Genomic DNA, 5,066 nt, shown 5'->3' with positions numbered 1-5,066 from the left:
TGATTCAGCTCCCGGCCCGAATACGGGGTGAGTGCCTAGTGTGCGGCAGTGAGGCAGGTACTGGTGCATCAGTTCCACCGGGCGTTCCTTAACTGAACACAGGTCAAAAACCAGTTGGTCTGGTTTAGTAAACGGGGCAAGTTCCCTAAGGGTATCTTCAAAAGCGTCAATAGGTACTGATATTATCAGACAGTCCATGTCTCCCAGCATATCAGGCCGGGTTGCCGCCTGAACGCCCAAGCGGGTGGCTATAGGTGCAAGTTTGGACGGGTTTCGCCCCCAAAGCCAAACCTGATGGCCATTTTCTGTCAGGAAACGGCCGAACCATTGGCCCATTTTGCCGCTGCCGCCCAAGATGCCTATTTTCATATGCGTTTTTTCATTTTCGGGTAAGAACCGAGTACTTTCATAAATATTACATGGTCATCGGCTTTTGCCAGTGCCTGTTTCACATTTTCGTCCTGACGGTGGCCTTCTATATCAAGGTAAAAATTGTACTCCCAGGGTTTAAGACGGGTGGGACGGGATTCCAGCTTGGTCATGTTTATTCCGCGGGAGGCCAGTTCCTTTATAAAATCATACAGCGCCCCAGCCTGATGTTTGACGGCAAAAACTACAGATGTTTTATCACTCCCGGTAGGAGCGGAATCCTGCTTGGCAAGGACAAAGAAACGGGTGTAGTTGTTTATATTGTCCTCTATTTCCCGTTCCAGTACCTTCATATTATATATTACGGCCGCTCTTTCGGAAGCGATAGCCGCCCCGTTTAAAAGACCTTTTTCTTTAATCATTTTGACACTGCCGGCGGTATCGTAGGTAGGTATCAGCTCTGCCCGCAGATGCTTCAGAAATGACTGGCATTGACCCAGTGCCTGCGGGTGGGAATAAATGGTTTTTACCGCTTCAAGGTTGGTTTCAGGGTTGGCTATCAGGCAGTGTGAAACCCTGAGCTCATGTTCGGCGGCAACCATAAGGTTGGAATCCAGCAACAGGTCATAGGTGCGGGATATAGAGCCCTCAAGCGAGTTTTCCACCGGCACTACTGCAAAACGGGCCATACCCTTTTCCACAGCTTCAAAAGTAGCATCCAGCTGTTCACAGGGCAGGGTAAGAGTGTTAGGGCCGAATATCTTCAGGGCGGTTTCTTCACTGTATGCGCCGGCCGCTCCCTGAAAGGATACAGTGAAGCGTTGCTGTTTTTTAGATATGAAAAGGATTTCCTGATACAGGGATTCAATATCCTGCGGGTCAAGACCCAGAGACTGGGCAAGTGACTGAACTCTGTTCAGTACCTCTGATTCGCGGGAAAGGTCCTGAACAGGCGAATTGGTTTCTTCTTTGATTTTGCCTATCTGGTCTGACACTTCAAGCCGCTTTGCCATCAGCTTTACAAGCTCGGTATCCAGGTTATCAATCTGTTTGCGCAGGTCAGAAAGGTTCATTGTTTTATTACCCTTGGTATTATTCCGGCTCTTAGTGCCAAATCAGCCAGCACTATGCAGGTCATGGCTTCCACTACTGAAACTGCTCTGGGGACAATGCAGGTATCATGGCGGCCGCGTATTTCCAGACTGGTATTGGTCATGGTATCAAGGTTTACGGTGGGCTGAGACAGGGAGATAGAGGGAGTGGGTTTTACGGCTACCCTGATATGGAGCGGCATGCCGTCTGAAATTCCTCCCAGTATCCCGCCGCAGTTGTTGCTTGTGGTGCGTATTTGGTCTGACTGGATATTAAAAGGGTCATTATTTTTTGAGCCACGCAGACGTGATGCGCCAAAACCCGCCCCAAATTCCACCCCTTTTACCGCCGGTATGGCAAATATGGCTTTGGCCAGTTCGCCTTCAAGGGTATCAAACACCGGTTCACCCAGACCAACCGGCAGGTTAAGCCCTATACACTCCACAACCCCGCCCAGACTGTCACCTTCTTCGGCGGCTTGCTGGATGAGGGCTACCATTTGTTTACTGGCCGCAAGGTCAGGGCAGTTTACATCACTCTGGCTTATATTCTGGCGGATATCTTTGTGTTTAGGCAATTTGGCCGTTATGCCTCCCAGTTCGGCGGTATAGCCAATCACCTCAATGCCGATAGTGGAAATAAGTTTACGGGCAATAGCTCCGGCCATAACGTGCCCTGCTGTAATCCGCCCGGAAAAACGCCCTCCGCCGCGGTAATCGTTGAAGCCTCCGTATTTCATAAAACCGGTAAAATCGGCATGCCCCGGCCTGATTTTACTGCGGGTGCGTTCATATTCGCTTGAATCTATATTTTTATTCCAGATAACCAGACAAATGGGTGCGCCGGTGGTGAAATTATTGAATATACCGGAAAAAATTTCTATCCGGTCATCTTCACGGCGGGGAGTGGTATGGGCTTTAGCTCCGGATTTACGTTTGTCTACCTCAATTTGAATTTCATCTACATTTATAGCAAGGCCTGCCGGTACGCCGTCAATTACTACTCCCACGCAATCTCCATGGCTTTCACCAAAACTGGTAATCTGAAACAGCTTTCCCAGACTGTTAGACATCTTGTGTTACCTTTCCGCCGAGGCTTTCCAGATTCTTCCAAAAATCAGGATAGGTTTTGGTTACGCACTCAGCATCTGAAATATGGGTTTCCCCGACAACTGATCCCAATATGCCAAAAGCCATGGCAATACGGTGGTCTCCGAAGCTGTCAATCTCTGCGCCTTTGGGTTGTCCGCCCTCAATAATCGGGCGGTCATCTTCTTCGATAATGTTTATACCCATGGCACTCAGCCCCTGGCTGACTGCCCGAATGCGGTTAGACTCTTTGATACGTGCCTGACGGACTCCGCTTAATATGCTTTGTCCTTTGGCACAGGCCGCGGCTACTGCCAAAGCGGGCAATAAATCTATGGAGTGGGTCAGGTCTGCGTTTATACCTGAAAGGGGTTTGGGGTTTACCTTTACCCAGTTTTGACCGCTTTCTATTTCTGCTCCCATCTCCGCGAGGAATTTTATCATTATGCGGTCAGCTTGAAAACTGTCTGTGTCCAGGTTGGATATAAATACCGGGGCGGCAATTGCCCCCAATGCCAGAAAACTTGATGCCGAAGACCAGTCTCCCTCTACCCGGTATCTGGCAGGCAGGTAGGGCTGGGGCGGGATGCTTATCTCTTGCCAGTCTATAGAAGAATGGACTTTTATACCAAAGCTTCCCAGCGTTTGCTTGGTCATTTTTAAATATGGCAATGAAGCCGGCGGTGTAGCCAGATGGATTTCCAGACCGTGGGTGCAGGCTGGTGCCATAAGCATAAGGGCAGAAACGTATTGTGAGCTTATATTGCCGGGCAAACTCACCTTTGAACGGGTGATAAACTGTCCATTGATAACGGTGGTATTGCCGCGGGTTTCTATCTCTATACCCAGTTGGTGCAGGGCTTGAATCAATGGCAACATGGGGCGTCTCATCAGGGAGTGCCCGGCCAGCAGGTGGCACTCAAAAGGCAGTCTGGCACATACAGCTGACATAAAACGCAGGGTAGCGGCAGATTCACGGCAGAACAGGTTGCCGGAAGGTGCTTTGAAGGTATTGCCGGTAATTTCCCAGTTTTCAGAACCGGCGTCAGTGCTTATATCTATACCCAGCCCCGAAAGCACCTGGCGGGTAGCCAGAGTATCGTCTGCAATCAGGGGGCTTATTATGTGGCTCTGGCCGTTTGCCTGGGCGGCAGCTATCAAGCCACGTATGGTGTAGCTTTTTGAGGAAGGAACGGCAATATTTCCACCGGGTAAACTTTTATCCAGATGTATTTTCATATTTCCTCAAACTGTCTTCTATTTCTTCGCAGACTTCATGGCATGATTTGTTATGGGTGGAAACAGTGATATCCGCCGCATCTCTGTATAGCGGCAATCGGCTTTCCAGCAACTTTAACATCTTATCTGAACGTTCAGCATTAAATAACGGACGGTTTGTATGATTTTTCAAGCGGTTTTCCAAATCTTCAGGGCGGCTTTCCAGATAGACTACCAGACAGTTTAAACGCATAATGCTCAGGTTGTGGGGGCGGGTAACTATGCCGCCGCCGCAGTCTATAATCTGGTTTGGATTCTGGCAGATATCTTCCAGTACTTTGCTTTCCATCTGGCGAAAGTAATCTTCGCCATTTTCCTTGAATATATGGCTGATACTTAAGCCTTCCCGTGTTTCTATGCAGGCATCTGTACTGACCAGCGGTTTGCCAAGCTTTTCGGAGAGCAGTTTTGAGATGCTGCTTTTACCGGCGCCCATAAAGCCTATTAAAGCGATGTTATTTTTCGTTTTCATCTAAAGCCATCTCTGCTTCTTTCATCATCACCCGGAAAGGGGCTTTTTGGCTTGTCCAGATTTCAAATGACATAGCTCCCTGCCAGACCAGCATTTCCAGCCCGTTTATTATCTTGGCGCCTTTCTTTTCGGCATCTTCCAGCAGGCGGGTTTTGCATGGGTTGTAGATAGCATCTATGACCGTCAGGTCAGGACGCAGCAAACGGGGGGGGATAAGGCTTTGCCCGGCTAGATTTCCCATGCCTATGGGTGTGCAGTTCACGATAATATTAGATTCGGCTAAAGTTTCTTCCAGATTAGCCTCATTCAGTTCCAGCCCCTGAGCCTTGCCTTTAAAACGCAGGCACATTTTTGCGGCCAGATCTTTGGCTTTTTCCTCCTGGCGGGCAAGCACGGTCAAGTGTCCGCCAAGGGTACAAATAGCCAGTGAAATGGCATGGGCGCTGCCTCCTGCCCCCAGCAGGGCAAAGCGATGTTTGGCAGGGGCAATGCGGTTATGCTCCAGTAAACGCACAAAACCGCCAAAATCAGTATTATAACCTTTCAGCTGGCCGTTTTCATTGACAATGGTATTTACCGCCCCAATCTTTTTAGCCGCCGGATCAAGGGTATCAATATATTTAATGATCTCTATCTTGTGAGGGATGGTCACATTCAGACCGCGTATATTCAGAGGACGCATGCTGGCAATTACGTTTTGCAGGTCTTCAGGTTTGGCTGCAATAGTCAAATATAAATAATTCAGCTTGCAGTGTTTGAAGGCAGCA

The 5,066-nt window shown here is 49.0% G+C and carries 6 protein-coding genes; all 6 read right to left on the bottom strand.

All coding sequences use genetic code 11. The annotated features are described in order from the left end of the window. A partial coding sequence (locus WC259_RS07515) for a prephenate dehydrogenase/arogenate dehydrogenase family protein (protein WP_372644011.1) occupies positions 1 to 369 on the bottom strand: 369 nt, incomplete at its 3' end. Then, entirely contained in the window at positions 366 to 1,442 is a 1,077-nt protein-coding gene (gene pheA / locus WC259_RS07510; protein WP_011308983.1) for a prephenate dehydratase, read from the bottom strand. The genes pheA and WC259_RS07515, both read right to left, overlap by 4 nt. Further along, positions 1,439 to 2,533, bottom strand: coding sequence for a chorismate synthase (aroC, locus tag WC259_RS07505; protein WP_011928866.1), 1,095 nt, complete (start codon positions 2,531 to 2,533; stop codon positions 1,439 to 1,441). The genes pheA and aroC overlap by 4 nt, the downstream gene beginning before the upstream one ends. Then, a complete protein-coding gene (gene aroA, locus WC259_RS07500) occupies positions 2,526 to 3,788 on the bottom strand; it encodes a 3-phosphoshikimate 1-carboxyvinyltransferase (RefSeq protein WP_372644008.1) in 1,263 nt (420 codons plus the stop codon). Before aroA ends, aroC begins: the two co-directional genes overlap by 8 nt. Continuing rightward, on the bottom strand, positions 3,769 to 4,299 hold the full coding sequence (locus WC259_RS07495) for a shikimate kinase (protein ID WP_011308986.1): 531 nt from the start codon (positions 4,297 to 4,299) through the stop codon (positions 3,769 to 3,771). The genes aroA and WC259_RS07495 overlap by 20 nt, the downstream gene beginning before the upstream one ends. After that, the coding region (locus tag WC259_RS07490; protein ID WP_372644005.1) for a shikimate dehydrogenase at positions 4,283 to 5,066 on the bottom strand (784 nt) is incomplete at its 5' end. The genes WC259_RS07490 and WC259_RS07495, both read right to left, overlap by 17 nt.

It is taken from the genome of Dehalococcoides sp., from assembly GCF_041654235.1.
Lineage (GTDB): Bacteria > Chloroflexota > Dehalococcoidia > Dehalococcoidales > Dehalococcoidaceae > Dehalococcoides > Dehalococcoides mccartyi_B.
The sequence above is the reverse complement of the archived record's forward strand: the minus strand, read 5'-3'. Positions and strand labels throughout refer to the sequence as shown.

Bases quoted from the DNA above. Each gene is read 5' to 3' on its own strand.
- pheA (WP_011308983.1), bottom strand. From the start codon at position 1,442: ATGAACCTTTCTGACCTGCGCAAACAGATTGATAACCTGGATACCGAG.
- aroC (WP_011928866.1), bottom strand. From the start codon at position 2,533: ATGTCTAACAGTCTGGGAAAGCTGTTTCAGATTACCAGTTTTGGTGAA.
- aroA (WP_372644008.1), bottom strand. From the start codon at position 3,788: ATGAAAATACATCTGGATAAAAGTTTACCCGGTGGAAATATTGCCGTT.
- WC259_RS07495 (WP_011308986.1), bottom strand. From the start codon at position 4,299: ATGAAAACGAAAAATAACATCGCTTTAATAGGCTTTATGGGCGCCGGT.